The sequence below is a fragment of the Sinorhizobium sp. Y406 genome, from assembly GCF_058732025.1.
Map to the genome: position 1 here is coordinate 3577362 of NZ_CM178974.1, position 25338 is coordinate 3602699.

At 63.5% G+C, this 25338-nt stretch carries 25 protein-coding genes; 12 read left to right on the forward strand and 13 right to left on the reverse strand.

Going from position 1 to position 25338, the window contains the following annotated elements; genetic code table 11:
• Positions 1-20: 20 nt before the first annotated feature.
• Entirely contained in the window at positions 21-1106 is a 1086-nt protein-coding gene (locus AC4P1R_RS16825) for a DUF1513 domain-containing protein (protein WP_492177760.1), read from the forward strand.
• 26 nt (positions 1107-1132) lie between these two features.
• Here AC4P1R_RS16825 and AC4P1R_RS16830 read toward each other — a convergent pair whose 3' ends face one another.
• Positions 1133-1687, reverse strand: a complete 555-nt coding sequence (locus tag AC4P1R_RS16830) for a GNAT family N-acetyltransferase (protein ID WP_069459792.1) — start codon at positions 1685-1687, stop codon at positions 1133-1135.
• 127 nt (positions 1688-1814) lie between these two features.
• Between AC4P1R_RS16830 and AC4P1R_RS16835 the strand changes: the two genes are divergently transcribed.
• The 3 genes from AC4P1R_RS16835 to guaA all read left to right on the forward strand — a co-directional run bounded on the left by AC4P1R_RS16835 (position 1815) and on the right by guaA (position 4595).
• Positions 1815-2297 (forward strand): PaaI family thioesterase, encoded by a 483-nt coding sequence (locus AC4P1R_RS16835; protein ID WP_069460021.1) that lies wholly within the window; start codon positions 1815-1817, stop codon positions 2295-2297.
• Positions 2294-2932, forward strand: coding sequence for a 5'-methylthioadenosine/S-adenosylhomocysteine nucleosidase (locus AC4P1R_RS16840; protein ID WP_069459791.1), 639 nt, complete (start codon positions 2294-2296; stop codon positions 2930-2932). The genes AC4P1R_RS16835 and AC4P1R_RS16840 overlap by 4 nt, the downstream gene beginning before the upstream one ends.
• A gap of 100 nt (positions 2933-3032) precedes the next feature.
• Positions 3033-4595 (forward strand): glutamine-hydrolyzing GMP synthase, encoded by a 1563-nt coding sequence (gene guaA, locus AC4P1R_RS16845; RefSeq protein ID WP_492177239.1) that lies wholly within the window; start codon positions 3033-3035, stop codon positions 4593-4595.
• An 80-nt stretch (positions 4596-4675) separates the two neighbouring features.
• Here the strand turns inward: guaA and AC4P1R_RS16850 are convergent, their stop codons facing one another.
• The gene (locus AC4P1R_RS16850) at positions 4676-5035 is read right to left on the reverse strand and encodes a nuclear transport factor 2 family protein (protein ID WP_492177240.1); all 360 of its coding nucleotides are present in this window, start codon (positions 5033-5035) and stop codon (positions 4676-4678) included.
• A 235-nt stretch (positions 5036-5270) separates the two neighbouring features.
• Positions 5271-6266 (reverse strand): aldo/keto reductase, encoded by a 996-nt coding sequence (locus AC4P1R_RS16855; protein ID WP_492177241.1) that lies wholly within the window; start codon positions 6264-6266, stop codon positions 5271-5273.
• 184 nt (positions 6267-6450) lie between these two features.
• Here AC4P1R_RS16855 and AC4P1R_RS16860 point away from each other — a divergent pair, with 184 nt between their 5' ends.
• Positions 6451-7341 carry a LysR family transcriptional regulator gene (locus AC4P1R_RS16860; protein ID WP_492177242.1) on the forward strand — a complete coding sequence of 297 codons (891 nt, stop codon included), beginning with the start codon at positions 6451-6453 and terminating at the stop codon, positions 7339-7341.
• A 98-nt stretch (positions 7342-7439) separates the two neighbouring features.
• Positions 7440-8090, forward strand: coding sequence for a hypothetical protein (locus tag AC4P1R_RS16865; RefSeq protein ID WP_151611902.1), 651 nt, complete (start codon positions 7440-7442; stop codon positions 8088-8090).
• On the opposite strand, the gene AC4P1R_RS16870 is transcribed toward AC4P1R_RS16865, so the two are convergent.
• Complete coding sequence (locus tag AC4P1R_RS16870; RefSeq protein ID WP_492177243.1) at positions 8080-9030, reverse strand: aldo/keto reductase; 951 nt, start codon at positions 9028-9030, stop codon at positions 8080-8082. The genes AC4P1R_RS16865 and AC4P1R_RS16870 overlap by 11 nt on opposite strands.
• A gap of 245 nt (positions 9031-9275) precedes the next feature.
• On the opposite strand from AC4P1R_RS16870, the gene AC4P1R_RS16875 reads away from it, so the two are divergent.
• Positions 9276-10262, forward strand: coding sequence for a Gfo/Idh/MocA family protein (locus tag AC4P1R_RS16875; RefSeq protein ID WP_492177244.1), 987 nt, complete (start codon positions 9276-9278; stop codon positions 10260-10262).
• A 53-nt stretch (positions 10263-10315) separates the two neighbouring features.
• Here AC4P1R_RS16875 and AC4P1R_RS16880 read toward each other — a convergent pair whose 3' ends face one another.
• The 3 genes from AC4P1R_RS16880 to AC4P1R_RS16890 are packed head-to-tail and all read right to left on the reverse strand — an operon-like array spanning position 10316 to position 12424.
• The gene (locus AC4P1R_RS16880; protein WP_050979965.1) at positions 10316-10678 is read right to left on the reverse strand and encodes a DMT family transporter; all 363 of its coding nucleotides are present in this window, start codon (positions 10676-10678) and stop codon (positions 10316-10318) included.
• Between the two features lie 19 nt (positions 10679-10697).
• Positions 10698-11408, reverse strand: a complete 711-nt coding sequence (locus AC4P1R_RS16885; protein ID WP_069459721.1) for a class I SAM-dependent methyltransferase — start codon at positions 11406-11408, stop codon at positions 10698-10700.
• A 17-nt stretch (positions 11409-11425) separates the two neighbouring features.
• A complete protein-coding gene (locus tag AC4P1R_RS16890) occupies positions 11426-12424 on the reverse strand; it encodes a glycosyltransferase (RefSeq protein ID WP_492177245.1) in 999 nt (332 codons plus the stop codon).
• 262 nt (positions 12425-12686) lie between these two features.
• Between AC4P1R_RS16890 and AC4P1R_RS16895 the strand changes: the two genes are divergently transcribed.
• Both AC4P1R_RS16895 and xseA read left to right on the forward strand, forming a co-directional pair.
• Positions 12687-14534, forward strand: a complete 1848-nt coding sequence (locus AC4P1R_RS16895) for a hypothetical protein (RefSeq protein ID WP_492177246.1) — start codon at positions 12687-12689, stop codon at positions 14532-14534.
• A gap of 52 nt (positions 14535-14586) precedes the next feature.
• Positions 14587-16173 carry an exodeoxyribonuclease VII large subunit gene (gene xseA / locus AC4P1R_RS16900; RefSeq protein ID WP_492177247.1) on the forward strand — a complete coding sequence of 529 codons (1587 nt, stop codon included), beginning with the start codon at positions 14587-14589 and terminating at the stop codon, positions 16171-16173.
• Positions 16174-16499: 326 nt separating this feature from the next.
• Here the strand turns inward: xseA and AC4P1R_RS16905 are convergent, their stop codons facing one another.
• Positions 16500-17756, reverse strand: a complete 1257-nt coding sequence (locus tag AC4P1R_RS16905) for an aminopeptidase (protein WP_492177248.1) — start codon at positions 17754-17756, stop codon at positions 16500-16502.
• 381 nt (positions 17757-18137) lie between these two features.
• Positions 18138-18608 carry a dUTP diphosphatase gene (dut, locus tag AC4P1R_RS16910; RefSeq protein ID WP_492177249.1) on the reverse strand — a complete coding sequence of 157 codons (471 nt, stop codon included), beginning with the start codon at positions 18606-18608 and terminating at the stop codon, positions 18138-18140.
• A gap of 98 nt (positions 18609-18706) precedes the next feature.
• On the opposite strand from dut, the gene AC4P1R_RS16915 reads away from it, so the two are divergent.
• A complete protein-coding gene (locus tag AC4P1R_RS16915; protein WP_492177250.1) occupies positions 18707-20290 on the forward strand; it encodes a peptide chain release factor 3 in 1584 nt (527 codons plus the stop codon).
• Positions 20291-20330: 40 nt separating this feature from the next.
• Here AC4P1R_RS16915 and AC4P1R_RS16920 read toward each other — a convergent pair whose 3' ends face one another.
• Both AC4P1R_RS16920 and AC4P1R_RS16925 read right to left on the reverse strand, forming a co-directional pair.
• Positions 20331-21242, reverse strand: a complete 912-nt coding sequence (locus AC4P1R_RS16920) for a DMT family transporter (RefSeq protein WP_492177251.1) — start codon at positions 21240-21242, stop codon at positions 20331-20333.
• A gap of 78 nt (positions 21243-21320) precedes the next feature.
• Entirely contained in the window at positions 21321-22133 is an 813-nt protein-coding gene (locus AC4P1R_RS16925) for an AraC family transcriptional regulator (RefSeq protein WP_492177252.1), read from the reverse strand.
• 103 nt (positions 22134-22236) lie between these two features.
• Between AC4P1R_RS16925 and AC4P1R_RS16930 the strand changes: the two genes are divergently transcribed.
• Both AC4P1R_RS16930 and AC4P1R_RS16935 read left to right on the forward strand, forming a co-directional pair.
• A complete protein-coding gene (locus tag AC4P1R_RS16930; protein ID WP_151611912.1) occupies positions 22237-22761 on the forward strand; it encodes a helix-turn-helix domain-containing protein in 525 nt (174 codons plus the stop codon).
• An 86-nt stretch (positions 22762-22847) separates the two neighbouring features.
• Entirely contained in the window at positions 22848-23831 is a 984-nt protein-coding gene (locus tag AC4P1R_RS16935; protein WP_492177253.1) for an NAD-dependent epimerase/dehydratase family protein, read from the forward strand.
• Positions 23832-23837: 6 nt separating this feature from the next.
• On the opposite strand, the gene AC4P1R_RS16940 is transcribed toward AC4P1R_RS16935, so the two are convergent.
• Positions 23838-24239: a GFA family protein gene (locus AC4P1R_RS16940; RefSeq protein ID WP_151611914.1), complete on the reverse strand. Its 402-nt coding sequence runs from the start codon at positions 24237-24239 to the stop codon at positions 23838-23840.
• 156 nt (positions 24240-24395) lie between these two features.
• Positions 24396-25196 carry a 5-deoxy-glucuronate isomerase gene (iolB, locus tag AC4P1R_RS16945; RefSeq protein ID WP_492177254.1) on the reverse strand — a complete coding sequence of 267 codons (801 nt, stop codon included), beginning with the start codon at positions 25194-25196 and terminating at the stop codon, positions 24396-24398.
• Positions 25197-25338 lie beyond the last annotated feature (142 nt).

The following is a 25338-nucleotide window of genomic DNA, read 5'->3' on the forward strand; positions in this document are numbered from 1 at the left end:
TCCTCCGCCCCGAAAATCAAATCTCAACCACGAACCTCATCGACAGACGCAGCTTCGTCAAGATGGCCGGTGCCGCGTTCGTGGCGACGCTCAGCTCCCGTAGCGCCTTCGCGCTCAATCGCGCAGACGCCGTCTTCGCCGCCGCCTTCATGGCGCCGGACGGCCGCTATGGCGTGGCGACGCTGACGGAAGCGGGCGAGATCGTCGAACGCACCCTCTTGCCGGCGCGCGCACACGGCATGGCCTTCTCGCCGGCGGGCCGGCAGATGGTCGCCTTCGCGCGCCGGCCCGGCACCTATGCGATGATAGGCGCAATGGACCGACCGGCCGAACCGGTGGTGATAACCGCCGCCGAAGGCCGCCACTTCTTCGGCCATGGCTGCTTTTCCGCCGACGGCCGGCTGCTCTACGCCACGGAAAACGATTTCGCCGCCAATCGCGGCATGGTGGGCGTCTATGACGGAACGGCGGGTTTTGCGCGGATCGGCGAGTTTCCGACCTACGGCATCGGCCCGCACGACATGGCGCTCTCTCCAGACGGGCGCACGCTGATCATCGCCAATGGCGGCATCGAGACCCATCCGGACTTCGGCCGCACCAAGCTCAATCTCGACCATATGGAGCCGAGCCTCACCCTTGTCGACACGGCGACGGGCGCCCTCGTCGAAAAGCACGCGCTGCCACCGGCATTGCGGCAGCTATCTACCCGGCATGTCGATATCGGCGCCGATGGGCGAGTCTGGTTCGCCTGCCAGTACGAAGGCCCGCGCAACGATCTGCCGCCGCTCGTCGGCCATTTCGAAAAGGGCGAGGCGCCGACCTTCGTCGACCTGCCGGAGCGCACCACGCTGGCGCTTGCCAATTATGTCGGCGCCATCGCCGTGAACCGCCGCGAGGGGCTTGTCGGCCTTACCTCTCCGAAGGGCAACACCGCCGTGACGCTCGAGGCGAAAACCGGCGCGGTGGTGAGAGAGGAGCGCATAGCCGACGCGGCGGGCGTAGCTGCGGCCGAACATGGCTTTGCGGTCTCTTCCTATCGCGGAAGTTTCAAGGGACATCCGAATGCTGTCGCCTGGGACCAGCATATCGTCAGGCTTGGCGGCTAAGAGACTTACAGACCATCGCATGCCGCTTAGATCACGCCGCCTCCGGCACCCGAAAGCGCCGCGAGATCGTCCCAGCGATAAGCGACTTGAACAAGGCGTTCCCCGCCGACGCCGACACGGCCCTCACCGACGGCGCGCGCGCCCACGCGTTCGTAGAATAGCCTGTTCGGATTGTCCGCCAGAACCCAGGCAAAAAGCGAGGAAGCTCCCATTTCCCGGCAATGGGCCGCAACCGAGCGCACCAGCGCCGAGCCGACGCCGGCGCCATGATAGTCCGGCAGGATGTAGAGCTCGTAGAGCTCCCGGTCGAAGGCCGGCGGCATGCCACGCGCCCGCCCATAATTGGCGAAGCCGATCACCCGGTCATCCGAAAGATCGACCGCAACCGTGAGGAAACTCCCCGGAACGCGCATCCGCCGCGCATGCCCGATGGCCTGGTTCCCGACCGTCATCGCATCGAGATAGGCATCGGATATGATGCCGCGGAAGGTTGCACGCCAGGTCGTGACCAGGACCGAGGCGACCTCCATAAGATCGTCGGGATCGGCCGGCCTGATCTCGATAGGCTTGATGCTTTTCATCTGGGAGATATATGGACGCGCCGTGCCTGACAAAAGCCTGCACGCCGCCCATTCGCACGGCAGTCCGCCATCTGGCGAAATGCGCTTGTTCTCCGGCAAGACGCGTGCAAGTGTCGGGCCTGAAGAAATGGGGTTTGCGCGAGGGGCAGTTGCATTGAAAGTGGACAGCGAACCATATGATTTTCGCGCTCGCGCCCGCGAGAGTTTCGGCCGCCAGGCGGCGATGCGCACGATCGGTGCGGAACTGACGCGCGTCGAACAGGGAACGGTCGAGATCGAGCTACCCTTCGACGCCAAGCTGACGCAGCAGCATGGTCTCCTGCATGCCGGCATCATTTCCGCCGCGCTCGATGCGGCCGGCACCTACGCGGCCTATTCGGTGATCGATCCGGACGCATCGCTGCTGACGATCGAGTTCAAGGTCAACTTGCTCTCGCCCGGCCGCGGAGAACGCTTCCTCTTCCGGGGCGAGGTCACGAAGCCCGGCACCACGATCATCGTCTCGGACGGGCGCGCCTATGCGGTGAAGCCGGATGGACCGGCAAAGTTGATCGCCTCGATGACCGGAACGATGATGGTCGTGCGCGGACGCGAGGGGATCGAGGGATGAGTTTCGAGCTGAAGACGGTGGCCGGCAGGAAGATCCTCTATGTGATGGCGGTGGACCCGGAATATGGACCCTGCCTCAACGCCCGCATCACGCCGCTGATGACCGGTGTCGGCCCCGTCGAGGCCGCCGTCGCGCTGACGAAGGCGCTGGCCGAGCTTCGTGCCGCCGACAAGCTGCCGGATCTCGTCGTTTCGCTCGGCTCGGCCGGCTCGGCAACGCTCGAGCAGGCCGAAATTTACCAGGCCAGCTCGGTTGGCTACCGCGACATGGATGCCTCCCCGCTCGGCTTCGCGAAGGGCGCCACGCCCTTCCTGGATCTCCCGGCCGTCGTGCCCTTGCCACTGCGCATCCCCGCAATAAAGGACGCGCGTCTTTCGACCGGCGCCAACATCGTTTCCGGAAAAGCCTACGACGAAATAGATGCCGACATGGTCGAGATGGAGACCTTCGCGGCCTTGCGCGCCTGCCAGGCCTTCGGCCTTCCGCTGATCGGGCTTCGTGGAATATCGGACGGCAAGGCGGAACTGAAGCATGTCGACGACTGGAGAGAGTATCTGCACATCATCGACGAGAAGCTTGCCGAGGCGATCGACAGGCTGGAAGCGGCCCTCGAAACCGGCGAAATCCGGCTCTGAACGTTCCCGCGGGCGCTAAATTGTCCGGGTGCAATGTAATCGTTGCGCCCGCCGCGGGCTTTCATTAAAGGCTCGACATCACCAAGCTTGAAGGCCCGCCATGACCGAGACAGCCCATCCCGATACCGTCCTCATCGTCGATTTCGGCAGCCAGGTGACGCAGCTCATCGCCCGGCGCGTGCGTGAAGCCGGCGTCTATTGCGAGATCGTGCCGTTCCAGTCGGCCGAGGAGGGCTTCGAGCGCCTGAGCCCGAAGGCGGTCGTCCTGTCAGGCAGCCCGGCTTCCACCCTCGACATCGGTTCGCCGCGGGCTCCGTCCGTCATTTTCGAAAGTGGCGTCCCGGTCTTCGGCATCTGCTACGGTCAGCAGACCATGTGTGCCCAACTCGGCGGCAAGGTGGAAAGCGGCCATCATCGCGAATTCGGCCGCGCGTTCCTGGAAGTGGAGAAGGACTGCGAGCTCTTCGAAGGCCTCTGGTCAGTCGGCTCCCGCCATCAGGTCTGGATGTCGCATGGCGACCGGGTCACCGCGTTGCCGCCGGGCTTCGGGGTCGTCGCCACTTCGCCGAACGCCCCCTTTGCCTTCATCGCCGACGAGACACGCAAATATTACGCCGTGCAGTTCCATCCAGAAGTCGTGCACACGCCGGACGGCGCTAAGTTGATCGCCAACTTCGTGCACCACGTCGCCGGCATCAAAGGCGACTGGACGATGTCGGCCTATCGGGCCAGGGCGGTCGAGGCAATTCGGGAGCAAGTCGGCGACAGGAAGGTGATCTGTGCGCTTTCGGGCGGCGTCGACTCGTCCGTCGCCGCGCTCCTCATCCACGAAGCCGTCGGCGACCAGCTCACCTGCATCCTCGTCGACCACGGCCTGATGCGCAAGGACGAGGCGGCGAATGTCGTCGCCATGTTCCGCGAGCACTACAATCTCAGCCTTCTCCATATCGACGCCTCTAACCGCTTCATCGGCGAATTGGAGGGCGTCAGCGATCCGGAAACGAAGCGCAAGATCATCGGCCGGCTCTTCATCGAAGTCTTCGAGGAGGAGGCGAAGAAGCTCGGCGGCGCCGATTTCCTCGCGCAGGGCACGCTCTATCCGGACGTGATCGAAAGCGTTTCCTTCACCGGCGGCCCGTCGGTGACGATCAAGTCGCACCACAATGTCGGCGGCCTTCCGGAGCGCATGAACATGCAGCTCGTCGAGCCGCTGCGCGAACTCTTCAAGGACGAGGTGCGCGTGCTCGGCCGCGAGCTCGGCCTGCCGGAAAGCTTCATCGGCCGCCATCCCTTCCCCGGTCCGGGCCTTGCGATCCGCTGCCCCGGCGGCATCACCCGCGATAAGCTCGAAATTCTGCGCGAGGCGGATGCCATCTATCTCGACGAGATCCGCAAGGCCGGGCTTTACGATGCCATCTGGCAGGCCTTCGCGGTGCTGCTGCCGGTGCAGACGGTCGGGGTGATGGGCGACGGGCGTACCTATGAGTATGTCTGCGCATTGCGCGCCGTCACCTCGGTCGACGGCATGACGGCCGACTTCTACCACTATGACATGGAATTCCTGGGCCGCGCCGCCACCCGCATCATTAACGAGGTCCGCGGCATCAACCGCGTGGTCTACGACGTGACGTCGAAGCCGCCGGGCACGATCGAGTGGGAGTGAGGGACGGAGAGCAGGCGGCGTCTGTCTGCGGCATCAGGCCCCCTCTCCCTCCACGGATCTGGCCCCGTCCTGCGCCGCGATCATGCGTGCCGATGCCAGACCTTGTTGATAATCAGCCATCGGCCCTCTACCTTGAGCAGGGTCAGATAGTCCGTATGGCGCGAACCCGCGAATTCATCGACGACCTTCACGCTTGCCGCATCGCCGGTAATTTCGATCATCTCGACATCCATGAAGGGCTGGCTATCCGGCGGTGCCGCTCCCTCTTCCACTATGGCCGAGATGAATGCGTCGCGCGTCAGCCATTCGACGGAGTCCTCGTAATTGCCGACGATGGACGCGTTCGGATGGAAGGCCTTGCGCAACGCCGCCTCGTTGGCAAAAGCCATGCCGTCTACATAGAGATGGACAACCGCACTGACGGCCTGCTCTTCGGACATTCGTCAATTCTCCATTTCCCGCGGCCGGAACTCCTGACACCACTCGCGCCGCATGAGGACCCTACAGCGCCGCGCGTCCTAGCAGACGCTCAAAGGTCGCTGCAGCAGTTTTGAATTGGTGCATGCCTCTAAATCGAGATCGAGCAAAGGAGACATGCAATAGATAAGTAGGGTATCGCAACGGAATTGCGATACCCTACCGCCGGCACGGATCGCCGGAACAGTCAGAGCGTTCTCACCGATTTGTCAGAGTCAGAGATTGATCCGAGTAACGCTTGCCCGCAACAAGCTCCGGAGACATGGCGTTGCCGAGCTGGGCCCGTTCGTCTTCCGCGAGCACGATACCGGCGGCGGCAACATTCTGCTCCAGGTGATCGAGCTTTCGGGCGCCGGGGATCGGCACAACGTCATCGCCTTGATTGACGACCCAAGCGAGAGCGAGCTGCGCGGCCGTTACGCGCTTGGCCTTTGCGAGTTCCTGCAGCTTTTTCACCAGGGCAGCATTGGTATCGAAATTTTCCGCTTGGAAGCGCGGCAGCGATCGCCGGAAGTCATTCGTCGCGAGATCGTCGGTCTTGCGGATGGCGCCGGTCAGCATGCCTCGCCCGAGCGGGCTATAGGGAACGAAGCCGATGCCGAGCTCACGGCAGGTGGCAAGCACCTCTTCTTCCGGATCGCGCGTCCAGAGGGAATATTCGCTCTGGACCGCCGCGATCGGGTGTACGGCATGGGCGCGGCGGATGGTGGCGGCGCTCGCCTCCGAGAGACCGATCGCCCGCACCTTACCGGCAGTTACGAGATCCGCCATAGCGCCGATGGTTTCCTCGATCGGCACGGCCGGGTCCACTCGATGCAGGTAGAACAGGTCAATCACGTCGGTGCCGAGCCGCTTCAGCGACGCCTCGGCGACCGACCTGGCATTTTCCGGGCGGCCATCGACGCCCCTGATCGCCTCCGCGGCGCACACTCCCGGCTGGATGCGGAAGCCGAATTTTGTGGCGATCACCACCCGCTCACGACGATCCCTCAGTGCCTTTCCAACGAGTTTCTCGTTTTCATAGGGCCCGTAAACCTCCGCCGTGTCGAAGAGGGTGACGCCGAGCTCAACGGCGCGGTGGAGTGTGCGAATGGCTTCTCCCTCGTCCGTTACACCATAGGCGAAGCTCATGCCCATGCAGCCGAGGCCAATCGCAGACACGGTGAGTTCGTTGCCGAGCTTGCGGGTTCTCATGGTGTTTCCTTTCAGGATTGGAGTCCGTGCTCCGGAGAGGCACGTAATACTCGCATCGATTAGGTTAGGAGGTCGCCGCACGGCGCAATCCGGCGCCGACGTTGACGACAAGGAGAAGATAAATCGGCAGCGTGAGGCTGAAAATCACTGTCAATCGTCACAGCTTGTTCTATTATTTCGATCAATGAACCGCACTCAACTTTCCCAGCTCGCCGTCCTTTCGGCCGTCGCAGCTGAAGGTAGCTTTCGCGGAGCGGCTAGGGAGCTCGGCATCGCACCATCGGCTGTCAGTCACGCCGTTTCCAGCCTGGAGGAAAGTCTTGGCATTCGCCTGCTCGCGCGCACAACGCGCAGCGTCGCTGCGACCGAAGAGGGAAAGCGGCTCTTGGAGCGGCTGCGACCGGCGCTCGATGAAATCGCCCATGCGCTTCAACACGCGGCCGACGCGAGAGAGCGACCGGCCGGCAACCTGCGCATCACGGCGCCGCGTTTCGCTGCCGACCTTATCCTCGCGCCGCGCCTCGGCGCTTTTCTCGCCCGCTATCCCGATATCGTGCTGGAGATCGCCAATGAGGACGGTTTCACCAACATCGTCGAGGAGGGTTATGACGCCGGTATCAGGCTTGGCGAGAGCCTCGAGGCGGACATGATCGCAGTGAAAATCGGGCCGGACCTGACCAGCGCCGTCGTAGCTGCCCCCTCTTATTTCGAGCGCTTTACCCGGCCCCTCCATCCGCGCGACCTCGCCGTCCACCGCTGCATCCGTCGGCGCTTCTCCAACGGTGCGGTCTATCGCTGGGAATTCGAGAAAGGTGGAGAGGAAATAACTGTTTCGGTCAACGGACCGCTAATCCTGGGCGAAGACCGGCCGATCATCACGGCGGCCATCGGCGGGGCGGGCCTTGCCTATCTCTTTGAACCGCGGGTCAGCGGCCATATAGCCGAAGGTAGGCTGGAACGCGTGCTGCAGGATTGGTGCGCGCCCTATGCCGGACCCTACCTATATTACCCAAGCCGCCGCCAGATGCGCCCGGCGCTCAGAGCGTTCATCGACTTCTTTCGGCACTTGGGGTGAAGTCTCATCTCCTGCTTTTGGGAAAGCGGGTGGTCAAAGCCCTCTGCAGTCATTAGCCTTTCCTTCCATTTGTCGGAGAACCTGGTCCCGGAGGAAGGATGAGAAAGCCGGCATCAATGAAGTCGCTGGAGGAGCTTGGCCGCGTCCGCCTATCGGAGAACTTCTTCCTGCGGGACTTTCTGCATTCGGAGATTGCCGAATTCTACGGGATCCCGAACATTCCGGACGACCCGAACCTTACGATCGAGGCGGGCCGGAAACTCTGCGAAGAACTGCTGGAGCCGCTGCAGGCGAGTTTCGGCCGTCTGCACATCCGCTCCGCCTATCGGAACCGCGCCGTCAATGCCTTCGGCAATCGCAACAGGCTCAATTGCTCGACCAATGCGGCGACCGCCGCCGACCACATTTGGGACATGCGGGATGGCGACGGCTTGATGGGCGCGACGGCCTGCATCGTCGTTCCCTGGGTCTGGGACCGGGAGCGGCAAGATGGCGGCTGGCAAAGCCTTGCCTGGTGGATCCATGACCACCTTCCCTATGCCTCGCTCTGCTTCTTCCCGAAGCTTTGGGCCTTCAACATCCAGTGGCACGAGCGGCCATGCCGCACGATCCGCAGCTATGCCGAGCCGCGCGGACTCTTGACCAAGCCGGGCATGGCAAATCACGAGGGCAGCCATGCCGCCTTTTATCCCGGCTATCCCCAACCAGAGACGGCGGCCGCACCGGCACTATACCCTGCTATTCGCTGACGTCGTTCAACCGGCGGATCGCCTCGTCCGAAAGCTCGAGTTCTGCCGCCCTGATCAGGCTTGCCAGCTGCTCGACGCTGGTGGCGCTGGCGATCGGCGCTGTCACGCCCTCTCGAGTCATGATCCAGGCAAGCGCGATTTCGGCTTGTTTGGCGCCGCTTTCCTCCGCAATCTTGTCGAGAACGCCGAGAATGCGCATGCCCCGCCCGTCGAGATATTTTTCCACGCCGTTGCCGCGCGCAGACCCTTCGAGGTCCTTGTGCGAGCGGTACTTGCCGGACAGAAAACCTCGGGCGAGACCGAAATAGGTGATGACGCCGATATCTTCGGCGATGCAGAGATTGCGCAAAGGGCCCTCGAAGGACGCCCGGTCGTAGAGATTATATTCGGGCTGAAGCACCGCATAGCGCGGCAGGTCATTCGCCGCGGAAACGTCAAGCGCCTCTCGCAACTGTGCGGCGTCGAGGTTTGAGGCACCCACCGCACGGATCTTGCCTTGCGAGAGGAGCCTGTCATAGGCGGCGAGCGTTTCCTCGTAAGGCGTATCGGGATCCGGCCAATGCGACAGATAGAGATCGATGTAGTCGGTCCGGAGGCGGGTGAGCGAATCCTCGACCGCCTGCATGATCCACCGCCGCGAAAGACCCTTGCGGTCCGGCCCGAGTTCGGAGCCGACCTTTGTGATGATGATCGCGCTGTCACGGGCTCGTCCGGATTGCTTCAGCCATTTGCCGATGATCGTCTCGGACTCGCCGCCCCTGTTGCCGGGCACCCAGGCGGAATAGGCGTCGGCCGTATCGATCGCGTTGAAGCCCGCGTCGAAAAAGGCATCGAGCAGCGCGAATGACGTCTTCTCATCTGCCGTCCAGCCGAAGACATTGCCGCCGAAGACGAGCGGGGCGACCGAGAGGCCGGTCCGGCCGAGTCTGCGCATTTCCATGGTCTCGCTCCACTTGGATTGAATGAAACATGTGCGATCGGGAGGATTTTCGGAAGAACATAGGTCAGCTCCCGCGAGAGTGACAACGGCAGCCGGCGGTTTTCTCGTCCGCTTGCCGCTTGTCTGGGTACGTACCTCGGCTATAGTCTCGCGCGGTCTGACCACGGGAGATCCCGGTCAACCGCAAAAGAGGCGGGTGGGAGACCGCTTCCGACCACTTCCCGTTCCAGAAGGAGTCTGCCCCAATGCTGCGCTTTGGAATTCTGTCGACGGCCAAGATCGGCCGCGAACTCGTCGTGCCCGCTATGCAGGACGCGGAAAATTGCGTCGTCTCGGCGATCGCCAGCCGCGATCCGGCCAAAGCGAGGGCCATGGCCGAGCGCTTTTCCGTGCCGCACGCCTTCGGCTCCTACGAGGAGATGCTCGCCTCCGACGCGATCGACGCCGTCTATATACCGCTGCCGACCTCGCAGCATGTCGAGTGGGCAATCAAGGCGGCCGACGCCGGCAAGCATGTGCTCTGCGAAAAGCCATTGGCCTTGAAGGCCGACGAGATCGACGCGGTGATCGCGGCGCGCGACCGCAACAAGGTGTTGATCTCGGAAGCCTATATGGTGACCTACAGTCCCGTCTGGCGGAAGGTACGCTCCCTGATTGCCGAGGGGGCCGTCGGCAGGCTCCGGCATGTCCAGGGCGCCTTCACCTATTTCAACCGGGATCCCGCCAATATGCGCAACATTCCCGCGCTCGGCGGCGGCGGCCTGCCGGACATCGGCGTCTATCCGGCAATCGCCACCCGCTTCTCGACCGGCAGGGAGCCGCTGCGGGTGCAGGCCAATACCGAACGCGATCAGGAATTCGGCACCGACATTTATTCGAGCGTTCGCGCCGACTTCGGCGACTTCGAGCTGAGCTTCTACATCTCTACCCAACTCGCCGCCCGCCAGGTCATGGTCTTCCATGGTGACCAGGGCTATATCGAGGTGAAATCGCCCTTCAACGCCGACCGTTACGGCCGCGAGGAGGTTGAGCTTACCAATCAGAACCATGGCCAATCGCAGCTTTTCCGCTTCCAGGATGCCCGCCAATACAAGCTCGAGGCGGAGGCATTCTCGAGAGCGGCGCGCGGCGAAGCCGAGGAGGTGGTGACGCTGGAAAGCTCGCGTTTAAATCAGAAGTTCATCGATGCGATCTATCGCGCCAGCGAAAGGGACGGTTGGGAGCCGGTTTGAAGCCGGCTAACGATATCGCCAGGGGCGGACCTACCTTTTTTGGGTCGCGGATCTCAGGAATTGATGAGGAGCATGCCGCCGATGATGAGCACGGCGCCGGCGGCATAGCGAAGCGTGAGCGCCTCGCCGAGGAACACGGCGGCAAAGACGGGGACGAAGCAGAACGTCAGCGCCATGAACGAGTAGGCGAGCGTCAGCGGCACCGATTTCAAGGTGAAGATCCAGATCACCGTGCCGAGTCCATAAAGTGCCAAGGCTGTCAGGAGCGTCGGATTCGAAACGAGCGACACCAGGTCTTGCAGGTTGAGACCGCCCGTCTTGGCGCTGGTCAGCTTGAACAGGATTTGCCCACTCGAGATCAGGACCGGGGTAAAGATCAATCCGAACCAGACCGCCGGCGAGAGATTGAAGGACATCATCGGCGATCTCCCGGCCTCACGCCCCGTCTTCCCGGTATCTGTCTTCCCGGTAGAAGATGTCGCGCCCGATGTCGATGCATTCATGATGCTCCGGCACCGGGTGCATCGCCCTTAGGAAGGAATGCGTATAGGGGAAGAAATTGAAGTGCGGATTAAAGGTATAGCGGTACTCCCGCTCGCGCGGCACGACGATGATCACACGTCGCCGGGCGATGCGCCGAAGCTCTGCTATGGCGCGGCGATAGTCGAGTATATGCTCGATTACATGGGTGCAGACGACCGTGTCGAACTCCCCGTCGGCAAAGGGCAGTTCCTCGATCTTGGCGGCGACATATTCGATGCCGTCGATGGCGGCGGCATCGTCGATGGCAAAATCGACGCCGGTCAATCGGCCGACCGCCGGATTTGCGCTTCTGATCCGCTTGAGCAGGGCGCCCGTGCCGCAACCGACGTCGCATATGCTGGAACCTTGGACCTCCGCCGCGATCTTGCGCATGCAGGCCTCTGAATTATCCGTGCCTTCGTGCACTCGCGGATGTTTCCGGTAGAGCTCTTCGTATTCGGCAGCCGATAGAAACGGTGCCCGCTCGCGGAAACGGGCCAAGTGCGCGATGTGGTCTCCCCAGGCAAGACGCGCAATGCCCTTGAAAAGGCGGGAGTCGCGCAGGATCGGCGGAATGACATCCTCGATGACAAAGCGGATGCGGTTGGTGGTTTCGCGGTTCATCGCAATCGTCCCAAACTTTAGGCGGCAGTTTTCCCGATCCGATGCTTCGGAAGCGGAGCGGCACGCTCTACCGGTCCTTTCCTTTCCCGAGGCACATGCCGGGCGAGCGTCATATAGTGCATGCGCAATTGTTCCGTTCGCGCCCGCGACACCGAATCGAGAATGAGCCCGGCGGTGAACAGCAGGATGGAGATGATCAGCAGCACAAGCGAGAAGACCCAGGTCGGCAGGCGCGGGACGAGCCCCGTTGCGAAATACTCGATCAGCACCGGCGCCATGAACAGGAGGCTTGCCGACAGGAAGCCTGCGCCGATCAGGCTGAAGAAGGTGAAGGGGCGCGTCTCCTTCATCAGCATGACGAACATCCAGAGGATCTTCGCACCGTCCTTGAACGTCGAGAGCTTCGAATGCGAGCCCTCAGGGCGCCGGCCGTAGTCGAGTTCGATTTCGCTGACCGGCAGCTTCAGCCGCGAGGCGTGCACGGACATCTCCGTTTCGATCTCGAATCCATCGGAAAGGGCTGGAAAGCTCTTCACGAATCGGCGGGAGAACGCCCGGTAGCCGGAGAAAATATCGGTAAAATCCGTGCCGAATATCGAACGATAGAGAAGATTGAAGACGCGGTTGCCGAAGGCGTGGCCCTGCCGTCCGGCTTCGATCTGAATGTCGCGGCGCGTGCCGACGACCATATCGGCCTGCTCGGTCACAAGCGTGCGGAGGAGATCCTCCGCATCGGCCGGCAAATAGGTGCCGTCGCCGTCGGCCATGATGTAGATGTCCGCCTCGATGTCGGCAAACATGCGCCGCACGACGTGGCCTTTGCCCTGGCGGCGTTCGCGCACGACGCTTGCTCCGGCAAGCATCGCCTGGAGCGCCGTGCCGTCGGTCGAATTGTTGTCGTAGACATAGATGCGGGCGGCAGGCAGCGCCGCCCTGAAATTGCGCACCACCTCCCCGATTGTCGTGGCTTCATTGTAGCAGGGCAGGAGGACGGCGACGTCGAGTTGGTCGGACATGGAATCGCGGCTCGATTGCGGAAATCTTCTCCATCCTACATGGCGCGCGGTTAACAAGGCGCTAGCCCGCATTTCCCACACCCGCTGTTTCAACCGGCGCAGGGCATAGCGAGTGTGGGAAATGCGGGCTAGGGCAAACATGGCGCGGCGCCATCTTTGCGGCTTTACGCTTTCTTGAGCGGCCCCGAATAGGATCGCGGCAAGCCTCGTGGTCTGGGCCAGCCTATCCGCGAGTAAAGAGCGACGGGGGTTTGGCGATCCGATGACAGATTTGACTGAGGCAACATCCGCGAAGGGCCGGGGCGCGCGGGTTCGACCGTGGACACGGCTGTCCTGGGCGGCGCTTGGCTACAGCCTTGCCGTTGTCGCTTTTCTCTCTGGAAAGATGATGCGCGCCGCCGATTATGTCGGCCGCGACAACGACGATGTGATGCGCCTCGTCCAGGTTCGCGACCTTCTGGCGGGGCAGAGCTGGTTCGATCTGACCCAAGTCCGCCTCGGCCCAGGCGGGGGCACATTGATGCACTGGTCGCGCCTCGTCGATCTGCCTATCGCCGCTCTAATCACTCTCTTCAAGCCATTCGTGGGCGCTGAAGGGGCCGAGACAATCGCCCTCGCCGTCTGGCCGATGGCGCTGGTGCTGCCGCTCATGGCGGCTATGGGGCTCGCCGGACGACGGATCGGCGGGCCGCAATGCATGCATTTCTGCCTTTTCTTCACCGCGATCTTCATTGTGACCAGCAATCGTTTCCAGGCCGGTTCGATTGATCATCACAATGTGCAAGTCGTCCTCGTCGCGGTGATGGTCGGCATGGTCGTCGATAAACATTACCGGGCAATGAGTTTCGCGCTCGCCGGCGTCGCAGCGGCGCTGGCGATCGCCATCGGCGCCGAGACGACGCCCTTCGTTGCCGTCATATGCCTGCTGGTGGCAGCCCTCTGGGCTTGGGAGGGTCGATCCTTCGCCGGTGCCGCAGCGGCGTTTGGAGCGGCACTTGCCACGACGGTGAGCGCCGCGTTCTTCCTGACGGTTCCGCCACATCTCTATGGCGCCGTGACATGCGACAGTCTTTCCCTCGCCTTCTTCTCGCTCTCGGCGCTCGGCGGTGGATTGCTTGCCGTCTCCGCCCTGGCGGCGAGCCGCCTTGGACGGGCCGGACGTTTGCTTGTCCTCGGCCTCAGCGGCGTCGTCATCGCCGGTTTCGCCTTCGCCATGGCGCCGCAGTGCCTCAAAAATCCGCTTGCCGATCTGGACCCGCTGCTTTGGGAACTCTGGCTCGACAACGTCACCGAGGCCCAGTCGTTCTTCGCCTTGGCGAAACAGGGGTCGGGTGGTCTCGGTGTCTTCTATTTCTCGGGTTTCTTTGCGCTCGCGATTTGCGGATGGCGGATCCAGCGCCGCGACCGCATTGCCCTGCACCTGATTCTTGGCTCGCTGGTGCTCGCTACCTGGTGCATCGCGCTGGTGCAGGTTCGCGGTGCCGTCTTTTCCAACCTCATCGCCATCCTGCCGGCCTCGCTCCTGCTCGTCGACTTGCGGGAAAACTCGATCCGGGAGCCGCAGCGAGTCCTTGCCTCCCTCTTCTACGCGGTCGCGGTTCTCATCTCCGTTCCGGCAGTCTGGGCACTGGCGGGCGAGGTGGCCACCAATGGCACTGCGGATTTGGCTCGCAATAGCGACAGACGCGGAGCATCGGCACGCTGCACTTCCGCTGAAGCAATGGCGGATCTTCGGCAATTCCCCGCCACGCTGGTTGTGGCCCCCTCGAATATGGGCGCCTCCATTCTCCGCTTCACCGACCATCGCGCCTTGAGCGCACCCTACCATAGAAATCCGGAGGGCATGCTGGCGGAGCTTCGTATCGGTTTGGCAGCGCCCGAGGAGGCGGCCGCCTTGCTGGGGCGGTTCGGATATCCGGTGATCGCCTTTTGCGCCAAGGATCCGCAAACGAGACTGGTCATCAAGAAGGCACCCGACGGGGTCTACGGCCAGCTCAATGCCGGCAAGGTCCCGGATTTCCTCGACGTTGTGCCGGTGACGGCCTCAACCGGCCTCAAGCTCTTTCGGTTTGCGCCGGAATCGAGGGGTGCCTCGCCGGAAAATCCGTAGATAGGCGCGTCTTGCTGCTGATCTTCCAGGCATCGTCGGCTACAAAGAGCGCATGAGCTCGTTCTTTGATTCCGATTCTCCCACCAACGTCGCCGAGTATTCGGTGTCGGAGTTGTCCGGTTCGATCAAGCGCACGATCGAGCAGACCTTCGAGCATGTGCGGGTCCGGGGCGAGATTTCCGGCTATCGCGGCCCGCATTCCTCCGGCCACGCCTATTTTTCGCTCAAGGACGATCGCGCCCGGATCGATGCGGTCATCTGGAAGAGCGCGTTTGCGCGACTCAAGTTCCGGCCGGAAGAGGGCATGGAGGTGATCGCGACCGGCCGGATCACCACATTTCCCGGCTCGTCGAAGTACCAGATCGTCATCGAGTCGCTCGAGCCGGCGGGCGCCGGCGCGCTGATGGCGCTCATCGAGGAGCGCAAGCGCAAATTCGCGGCCGAGGGCCTGTTCGACGCCGCTCGCAAGAAGCCGCTTCCCTTCATGCCGCGGGTGATCGGCGTCGTGACCTCGCCGACGGGTGCGGTGATCCGCGATATCCTGCACCGGATCGCCGACCGCTTCCCGGTCCACGTCATCGTCTGGCCGGTGCGGGTGCAGGGCGACGGGGCGGGCGACGAGATCGCGGCCGCCATCCAGGGCTTCAATGCACTGGAGCCCGGCGGCGCCGCTCCGCGGCCGGACGTGCTGATCGTCGCCCGCGGCGGTGGCAGCCTCGAGGACCTCTGGTGCTTCAACGACGAGGCCGTGGTGCGCGCGGCGGCCGCCTCGGGCATTCCGCTGATCTCGGCCGTCGGCCACGAAACGGATTGGACCTTGATCGACTATGCGGCCGACCAGCGGGCGCCGACGCCGACGGGGGCGGCCGAAATGGCGGTGCCGGTCAAGGCGGAACTCGAGGCGCAGGTTGCAAGCCTCGGCGCTCGCCTCAAGGGCGCCGTGATGCGGCAGATGGACCACCGGCGCCACGGGCTGCGCGCGCTCGCCCGCGCGCTGCCGTCGCTCGACCAGCTGCTGGCGCTGCCGCGGCGCCGCTTCGACGAGGCGTCCGCCGGTCTCGGCCGCGGATTGGAGATGAACACGGCCAATAAGCGGCGCAGCTTCGAGCGCACGGCCGCCCATCTGCGCCCGGAGCTCATCGGAACGCGGATTGGCGATCGCCGGCAGCGCGTTTCCGATCTCGTGAATCGCGCAGAGCGGTGCGTCGAACGCCAGCTCGACCGGCGTCAGTCGCGCGTTTCCGCCGCCGATGCTTCGTTACGCGCACTCCCTTCGCGTCTCGTCGGACAGATCCACCGTGCCCAGGATCGCGTCGCGGGTCTCGGCGCACGGGGCGACGCAGCGATCGGGGCGGAGCTCCGCCGGCTGAAAGGCGCGCTCGCCGCGCAGGACCGGGTGCTTCAGTCCCTCTCCTATCGCAACGTGCTCGGGCGCGGCTTTGCGCTCGTGCGGGACGCCGAAGGTGAACCCGTCAAACATGCGGCAGCCGTGAAGCCGGGCATGGTCCTCTCGCTGGAGTTTGCCGATGGTCGGGTATCTGCAGTCGCGAGCGAAGACGACGCGCCGCCCACGCCGGCTGCACCGAAGAGGCGAGCAGCGCGGGCCGTGGAACCCTCCAAGCAGGGCAGCCTGTTCTGATTACAGCGACGCGCACCTGAAAAGACGCGCGGCGCTGCACTTCTTTGGATATGCGCATCAAAGTTTCCGAGAATCGGGTACGATTTTCGGGCCGATGCGCTGCCCGGCGCGGTTTCGTTTGGTTTCGTTCGAACGAGACGAGCAGCTTTTGGAGCAGGGCGTCGAGCGCCTGCCTGTCCTCGGCCTCAAGGCCATGCAATAGCCGACCCTGGTTCGCGACGTGGGCGGCCACCGCCATGTCGACCCGTTTCAGGCCTCCAGCCCCGCTTCGCCCTTAGCCTGCCGCGACAAGACATGCCGCGGCAGGGGTCGGGAACCCGTGCAGCCTATGCCCACTCGCCCCTGCGCATCACCGGCACGCGGGCGCCGTCGCTGCGAACGCCATCGATATCGACCTCGCCGGAGCCGATCATCCAGTCGATATGAATGAGGCTCGAATTGCCACCTTGAGAGCGGATCTGCTCCTGGCTGAGACTGGCGCCGTCGATGAAGCACTCCGAATAGCACTGGCCGAGCGCGATGTGGCAGGCCGCGTTCTCGTCGAAGAGCGTGTTGTAGAAGAGGATGCCGCTTGCCGAGATCGGCGAGGAATGCGGCACCAGCGCCACTTCGCCGAGCCTGCGGGCACCCTCGTCGGTGTCGAGCACCTTCTTCAGCACCTCCTCGCCGCGCGCGGCCCTGGCCTCGACGATGCGCCCGCCTTCGAACCGCACCTCGATCTTGTCGATCAAGGTGCCCTGGTGCGAAAGCGGCTTGGTGCTCGATACATGGCCTTCGACGCGCAAGGCATGCGGCGTCGTGAAGACCTCCTCGGTCGGGATGTTCGGATTGCAGGTGATGCCGTTCTTGGCGGTCGAGGCGCCGCCGTGCCATTCATGGCCGTCGGCCAGACCGACGGAAAGATCGGTCCCGGGGCCGGTGAAGTGCAGGGCCGCGAAGCGCTGCACGTTCAGCCATGACGAACGCCGGCGGAGATTGGAATTGTGCTCGGCCCAGGCGGCAACCGGGTCATCAACCTCGACGCGGGAGGCCGCGAAGATGGCATTTGCCAGCTTCTCGATGGCGACCATCTCCGGGTCGTCGGGGAAGACCTGCCGCGCCCAGGAGGGATTCGGATAGGAGACGATATTCCAGTTGATGTCGAAGTTGGAGATTTTTTCGAGCGCCGGTTTGTAGGCGGTCGAGTTCGCCCGGTTGGCGCGCGCGACCTTCTGCGGGTCCTGCGAAGCGAGCAGCATCGGATTGTCGCCGGCGATCGCAAGCCGCGCCGCGCCATTGGCAAAGGCCTTGGCCATTCCCTGATAGAGCCAGTCGCTTGCGCGATCGAAGCTCTCGTCCGGCGCATGGGCATAGCGGGCAAGCGTCGCCTCCTCATCCGCATAGAAGGCCGTGACCAGTCCGGCACCGGCCTTGTAGGCATGCTTGGTGATGAGGCGCGCCAGCGGCAGTGCGGCGATCGGCGCCGTCAGCACCAAGTCCTGACCTCGCTGCAATTGCAGGCCGACCTTGACGGCGAGTTCCGCCAGTTTTTCGAGCTTCAATGGATCGATAGCGTTTTTGGCGGTTTGAAGGGGGGCGTTCATTGCTGCTCCTGCTCTTCTCAGGGTGTCATCGCGGTTTTATACATACCGTACATGAGGTTGCTGCTCCCCGGCGGGCGGGTGACCCTTTCGCTGGTGATTCGTAGGAACGAATGGAGAGCGGCGATGACGATGTTTGCAGGATTGGATGTCGGTGGCAAGCGGACGGCCGTATGCGTAGTCGAGGCGGCGGGCAAGGTCGCGTGGCGCGGGATGGTCGACACGCGTCCCGGAACCGATAGAGCTCCTGCGGCGGGCTTCTCGGGCTGTCTGGCGCCTCGAGATCTTTGGTCCTCGGGTTAACCGGAGGATGCAAAAGCATCGTTCCTAGCCAGACAGCCCGATCGAGCCGGTCCTATCGGTTCCTATCATCGGGACTTGGTATTATTTAGAGCCCGTCGAGCCGAAGCCGCCGGCGCCGCGTGCGGTGGCACTGGCCCCGTCCGCCTCGCGGATGTTCGCCTGGATCACGGGCGCGATCACCATCTGGGCAACGCGCATGCCGCGCTCGACGAAGAAAGCCTCTCCGCCGAGGTTGACGAGGAGCACCTTCACTTCGCCGCGATAATCGCTGTCGATCGTGCCCGGCGTATTAAGGCAGGTGATCCCGTGCTTGAAAGCGAGGCCGGAGCGTGGCCGAACCTGTCCCTCAAAGCCGGTCGGAATCTCGAAGATGAAACCGGTCGGCACCAGGGCTCGGCCGCCCGGCGAGATATTCAACGGCGTCTCGGCCGGTACCGCCGCGCGCAGGTCCATGCCGGCCGCGCCCACTGTCTCATAGGCCGGCAGGTCGAGGTCCTCCGCATGCGGCAGGCGGATGAGGGTGAGGGCGGGGTGGTTTTCGGGCGTGCTCATAGTCATGCCGCCCATAAGGGCGATGGGCCCGGCTGCAGTCAATTGCATATTGGCCTGCGAGCCTGTAAAGGACGCCGCAACTCACAGGATACTCGATCATGGCCGAAAGCATTGCCGAGGCGGTTTCCCGCCGCCGAACATTTGCGATTATTTCGCACCCGGACGCCGGTAAGACCACGCTCACCGAAAAGCTGCTGCTCTTCGGCGGCGCGATCCAGCTCGCCGGCGAAGTCAAGGCCAAGAAGGATCGCATTCAGACCCGATCGGACTGGATGAAGATCGAACGCGAGCGCGGTATCTCGGTCGTGACCTCGGTGATGACATTCGAATACGACGACACGGTCTTCAACCTGCTCGACACGCCCGGTCACGAAGACTTCGCGGACGACACGTACCGTACGCTGACGGCGGTCGATGCCGCTGTCATGGTCATCGATGCCGCCAAGGGTATCGAGCCGCGGACCCTGAAGCTCTTCGAGGTCTGCCGGCTGCGCGACATCCCGATCATCACCTTCGTCAACAAGATGGACCGCGAAAGCCGCGATCCCTTCGAGATCCTGGACGAGGTGGAAGAGAAGCTGGCGCTCGACTGCGCGCCGGTCACCTGGCCGATCGGGCGTTCGAAGACCTTCTGCGGCACCTACCATCTCGCGACGAACGAGGTGCGCGGCGCCGATACGCAGGAGCATCTGACCAAGGTCTCCGATCCGGAAATGGCCTCCCATCGCCTGCCGGAGAATGAGCGCGACGCTTTCATCGAGGAGACGACGCTCGCGATCGAGGCCTGCAAGTCCTTCGACCGCAAGGCCTTCCTCGAAGGTCATCTGACGCCGGTCTTCTTCGGCTCGGCGCTCCGCAATTTCGGCGTCCGCGACCTGATCAACGCGCTCGGGGAATTCGCGCCGCCGCCGCGCGCCCAGGTCGCCGACATTCGCACTGTCGAGGCAACGGACGCCAAGATGACGGCCTTCGTGTTCAAGATCCAGGCGAACATGGATCCCAACCATCGCGACCGCATCGCTTTCGTGCGCGTCTGCTCGGGCAAGCTCGAGCGCGGCATGAAGGCGCGGCTCTCGCGCACCGGCAAGCAGATGGGGCTGACGGCGCCGCAATTCTTCTTCGCCTCGCAGCGCCAACTCGCCGACACCGCCTTTGCCGGCGACGTCGTCGGCATACCGAACCACGGCACGCTCCGGATCGGCGACACGCTGACCGAGGGCGAGTCGCTCGTTTTCCAGGGCGTGCCGAACTTCGCGCCGGAAATCCTGCGCCGTGTCCGGCTTGAGGACGCGATGAAGGCGAAGAAGCTGAAGGAGGCCTTGCAGCAGATGGCGGAGGAGGGCGTCGTGCAGCTCTTTTCCCCGGACGACGGTGCGCCGGCGATCGTCGGCGTCGTCGGTGCGCTGCAACTCGACGTCCTGAAGGAACGCCTGCAGGCGGAATACGGCCTGCCCGTCTCCTTCGAAATGCCGCGCTTCTCCGTCTGCCGCTGGATTTCCGCCGACAGCCCGGCCGACCTCGAAAAGTTCGTCTCCGCCCACCGCGGCGACATCGCGCGCGACCTCGATGGCGATCCGGTTTTCATGGCGCAGGACGGTTTCTCGCTGCGCTACGAGGCGGAGCGCTATCCGGCGATCAAGATGGTCGCGATCAAGGAGTACCACGTCGCCAAGGCGGCGTGATATCGCAGAGGCCTTTTCATCATACACAGGCTCTTCGCTTTCATCTGGCTTCGGATTGTCTTTTCAGGCGGCTCCGCTTCCTGGGGACAGGGAGCGCCAAGATGGCGACCGCGGCAAGGACGAAGCCGATGCCGAGCATCTGGTTGGAGGTCAAGGGCTCCCCGAGTATCAGGGCGGCAAGGAGCACGGCGGAGACGGGCGCAACGGCCGTGAAGACCGAAGCTTCGGTGCCGCTAACTTTCGCAAGCCCGGCATACCAGAGCAGGAAACCCCCAACCGTCGGCACGAGGGCGTAATAGGCGACGGCGACGAATGCCGACGCGGTGACCGTTTCCCGCACGGAAAGCTCCGCAAGCGCAAGCGGGGCGGCGATCGCCAGGCCGAGGATCGCCATCAACGTCGACAGGGCGAGCGGTGGGATCGCAGCTTCAAGCCGCTTGTTGAGGAGGATGAACAGGCCTTCGCAGACGACCGCGCCGAAGATCAGAAAGCTGCCGGCGAGCGAATAGGCGCCGCCGGTATGCGGCCGGAAAACGATCGCCAGAACGCCGGTCGCGGCAAACGCGATGGCCAGAAACACGAAAAGGTGGGGGCGCTCGTTGAGCACGACGACGGCGATCGCGGCGGAGACGACCGGAAGCGTGCCGATGATCACACCGGCATCGGCGGCGGAGGTGAGTTTCAATCCGGCAATTAGCAGCGTCGTATAGCCGACGCTGCCGGCTCCCGCCTGCAGCAAGAGTATCAAACGGTCGCGTCTCGTCGGCCGCGGCCATCGCGTCCCGGTTGCCCGCATCAGCAGCAGAAAGAGGGGCAGGGCAATGGCAAAGCGCAGCGCCGTTGCCGTGAAGGGCGGCAGGCCGGAGGCGATGACCTTGCTCGCCACCACCGTGCTGCCGACCAGTGCCATCGCGAGCGACAAATAGAGATAACCGTGAAGCTGGCTTGTCATTTCCGCTGCCATTTCGAGACCGACGGCGGCAGAAGAGCCGATCGGAGCGTGCCGGTCTTGAACAAAATTGCAGGGATCTCAATTCATGGCTTGCGCATAGGCGCCGGGCGTGAAGCCATACTTGCGCACGAAGACGCGCGTCATATGGCTCTGGTCGGCAAAGCCGCCTGCCACCGCGGCGTCCGCCAGCGGCGTACGCTTGGCGATCAACTGCCGCACGATGTCGATCCGCCGCTGGACGAGATAGGCGTGCGGCGTAAGACCCGTCGCCCTTGTAAAGCCGCGCACCACCTGGAATCGGCTCAAGCCGCTTTGACGGGCGAGGTCCGCGAGCGAGAGAGGCGCCAGTGGATCGTCGTCGATCAAGCTGATGGCGGCGGCGATGGCTCGTGGCTCCCTGAATGACGAGCTTCCTTCGGGGACAAGCCGCAACGCCTGCGCCAGCAGGGCGAAAGCCGAAACCTCCCAGCGCAAAGGCGAGTCCGCGCAATCCGTCGCCGTCGCGGCAGCAAAGATCGAGCGGAAGCGGGCCGCAAGCATCGCATCGCTGATCACTGGATCTGCGAATTCGCCGCGCATCCTTCGCCCTTCCGTGATATCGCTGACGATTCCTTCAACGAGAAACGGTTCCAGATACAGCATTTGCCAGGTACGTCCGGCATCGCCAATCGGCATGCCGTCATGCACTTCTCCGGGATTGACCGTGATCACGTCTCCCGCCTGCGCCTCAACGGTCCCACGGCCGCTCAGCGATTTCTGGGCTCCGTGCTGGATCAGGCCGATGCCGAACTGATCATGCGTGTGGCGCTGGAAGCTACAACTGGTCTGAGCCTCCACGACGTCGACGCCGGCGATGCGCCGCGGCAGCACTCTGAATTGGCCGTTCCTCACAATGCGTCCGGATTGTCTTTCGTTGAGCCCGATCCTGATATAGCGTTTTCCGCTCCTGCGGCAAAGCGGAGACGACCGCGCGCTTCATCCAAGGAGGTTCCCGATGTCTTTCACTGCAAGGATGCTGAGGCGTCTGCGGCTCTTGCGCGGCATGAAGCAGAGCCATGTGGCGGAACTCCTGAACGTGACGCAGGCAACCGTATCGCGTTGGGAGGCGGGTCTCTTGAGGCCTTCGGAGCGCCAGCAGATAGCCCTCGAACGCGTTTTTGCAGAGCTCGCCCCGTCGGCCGATGCCGCGCTGAAGCGGCTGGTCGAGACCTCGTCTGTCCGGCTTCATCTGATTTGCGACCTTTCTCACCGGCTGCTGGCGGCTTCGCCTCTCCGCCGCTCGGAGTGGCGGCGCGAGATGCTGGGGATGCAGATGTTCCGTTACGCATCGGAGGAAATCCGCAGCGCGGAGAGCGCGCTTGAGAGCCTCGGCTGGTACGAGAGCGGCACCGCATCGCTGGTGGTCGAGACAGGGCCGAACGGACGCGACGATGTGCCGATCGCTGCCGGACAGGTGCTTTGGGAGCGAATTCCGCTTGCGGATGGCGCCATGGCCCGCCTCGTGACGACGCTCGGCTGATTGCGACGCATAATTTATGCCTTGTCTCCCAAGTCGCGCCGCAACTAAGCAGGCTCGGAAAGGTGTATTAAAGCCAGGAGTGACGAATGACGATACTGGTGACGGGAAGCGCCGGGCATCTCGGCGAGGCGTTGATGCGCACGCTCCGCGGACAGCGTCGCCCCGTGTGCGGCATCGATCTCAAGCCTTCGGCCTTCACCGATCTCGTTGGTTCGATCACCGATCCCGCCTTCGTCCACCACGCACTGAAGGGGACGCGCGCGGTGGTCCATGCGGCGACGCTGCACAAGCCGCATGTCGCCACGCACGGCTATTCCGAGTTCGTCGACACCAACATCGCCGGAACGCTCAACCTGCTCGATGCGGCGGCGAAAGCCGGGGTCGACGCTTTCGTCTTCACCAGCACCACCAGCGCCTTCGGCTCAGCCTTGACGCCGGCTCCCGACGCGCCGGCGGCCTGGATCACCGAGGAAGTCGCATCCATTCCGCGCAATATCTACGGCACCAGTAAGGTGGCTGCCGAAGGCTTCTGTGAGCTCTTCGCCCGCCGATATGGGCTACCGGTCATCATCCTGCGCACCTCGCGCTTCTTTCCCGAGGCGGACGACGACGCCGATATCCGCAGCCGCTTCGAGACGGCCAACGCCCAGGCGAACGAGCTGCTCTATCGCCGCGTCGACATAGAAGACGTGGTAAGCGCCCACTTACTCGCGGCGGATCGGGCGAAGGCCGTCGGATTCGGCCTCTTCATCGTCTCGGCGCCGACGCCGTTCGCGCGCGATGATCGTTTGGAACTGCGCCGCGACGCCCCCTCCGTCGTCCATCGCCTCTACCCCGAATGCCAGGCGCTCTATGCTGAGCGCGGCTGGCAGCTCTTCCCGTCGATCGACCGGGTCTATGTCAGCACGCGCGCCGGCGAAACGCTTGGATGGAAGCCGAAATACGACTTTCGCCACGTGCTCGCCTCGCTTGCTCGAGGCGAAGATTTTCGCAGTCCGCTGGCACGCGCCGTCGGCTCGAAGGGCTATCATGACACTGTCTTCGCCGATGGGCCCTATCCGATCACGTGAGGTCATCTAGGACTCAGGTCTGCCCGGCAGTTTGCCGACATCGATCCAGGGCAGGGCGGACGAGCACCAGATCTGCGAGCGCGGCGTCAAACCCCGCCGCTGGTTGATGGTGCCTACGCGAATGCCGATCTCCTCGGCATCGTCACCTTCACCCGTCGTATAGATCGGCGAGCCGCATTCCGGGCAGAAGAATTGCAGCCGCTTGCGGCCGTTGTCGGCGATCTTGATGTAAAGCTTCGGCTCGCCTCCGGTCAGCCGAAACGAGGAACGCGGCGTGCCCACCGTGACGCGAAAGGCCGAGCCGGTCAGCTGCTGGCAGTCGGTGCAATGGCAGATCGATACCTCGTCCGGATCGATTTCCGCCTCATAGGTCACAAAGCCGCAATGGCACTGGCCGTCGATATGCATGGAAAGCGCCTCGTTCCATCAGATTTTCAATCGGTCTCTATTCAATGCCAATTAGGCGGCGATTTCAAAATGCAACAGCGCCGCACGTCGGAAATGACGCACGGCGCGCTAGTCGAATACGACTGACGTTCGGAGGCTTCCGGACGGCCGACCGGCTCAAATGCCGGTGAACAACCACTCGTGTTCCTTGGCGTTGTGGAACTTCCAGATACGCCTCGGCCCCGCCATGACGTTGAGGTAGTAGGAATCATAGCCGTGTACCGTGGCAACCGGGTGATACCCTTTTGGCACTAGCGTGACGTCACCGTCTTCCACCGCCATGGTTTCATCGAGCGAGCGGTCGTCCGTATAGACGCGCTGCATCGCGAAGCCTTGCGGCGGGTTCAGGCGATGATAATAGGTCTCCTCGAGATAGCTTTCGGCTGGCAAGTCGTCCTGGTCGTGCTTGTGCGGCGGGTAGGAGGAGGTGTGCCCGCCGGGCGTGATCACCTCGACCACGAGCAGCGACTGCGCCGATCCGTCATCCTCCGGCATGATATTGGTGACGTAGCGGGTATTGGTACCCTTGCCGCGGGTCATCCGCGGATGCGTACCGGGGCGGATGACCTTCGCCTTGAAGCCTTCGCCGCCGGGCGCTGAGCAGACGGCGAGATCGAGATCGGTCGTCGCCTCCGCCTGCCAGCGGCTGCCTTTCGGCACATAGACCGCATAGGGTTGCCCCTCGAAGGGCGTCATGCGTTCGCCGAGCTCTCCGAACGCCTCGCCATCTACGGAGATCTTCGCCTTGCCACTGACGAGTACGAGGCAGAGTTCCTTCTCGCCGGCCTCGCCACCAGTCGTCTCGCCCGCCTTCAGGCGGTTCAACGCGAAACCGACATAGCTCCAGCCAGCGCTCTCGGGCGTGACATCCTGCATCAGGCCGGACTGTGCCTTGGGTTTGACGAGCAGTTTGGACATTTCGGTCTCCTGATCTTGCGTACTTGTGTGCCTACCCCCTCTCCCCGCTCGCGAGGAGAGGGGACGCGGCGGCGGCGCGGCATATCCCTTCTCCCCGCAAGCGGGGAAAAGGTGCCCGGTCCACCCTCCGCAACTGCTGTGG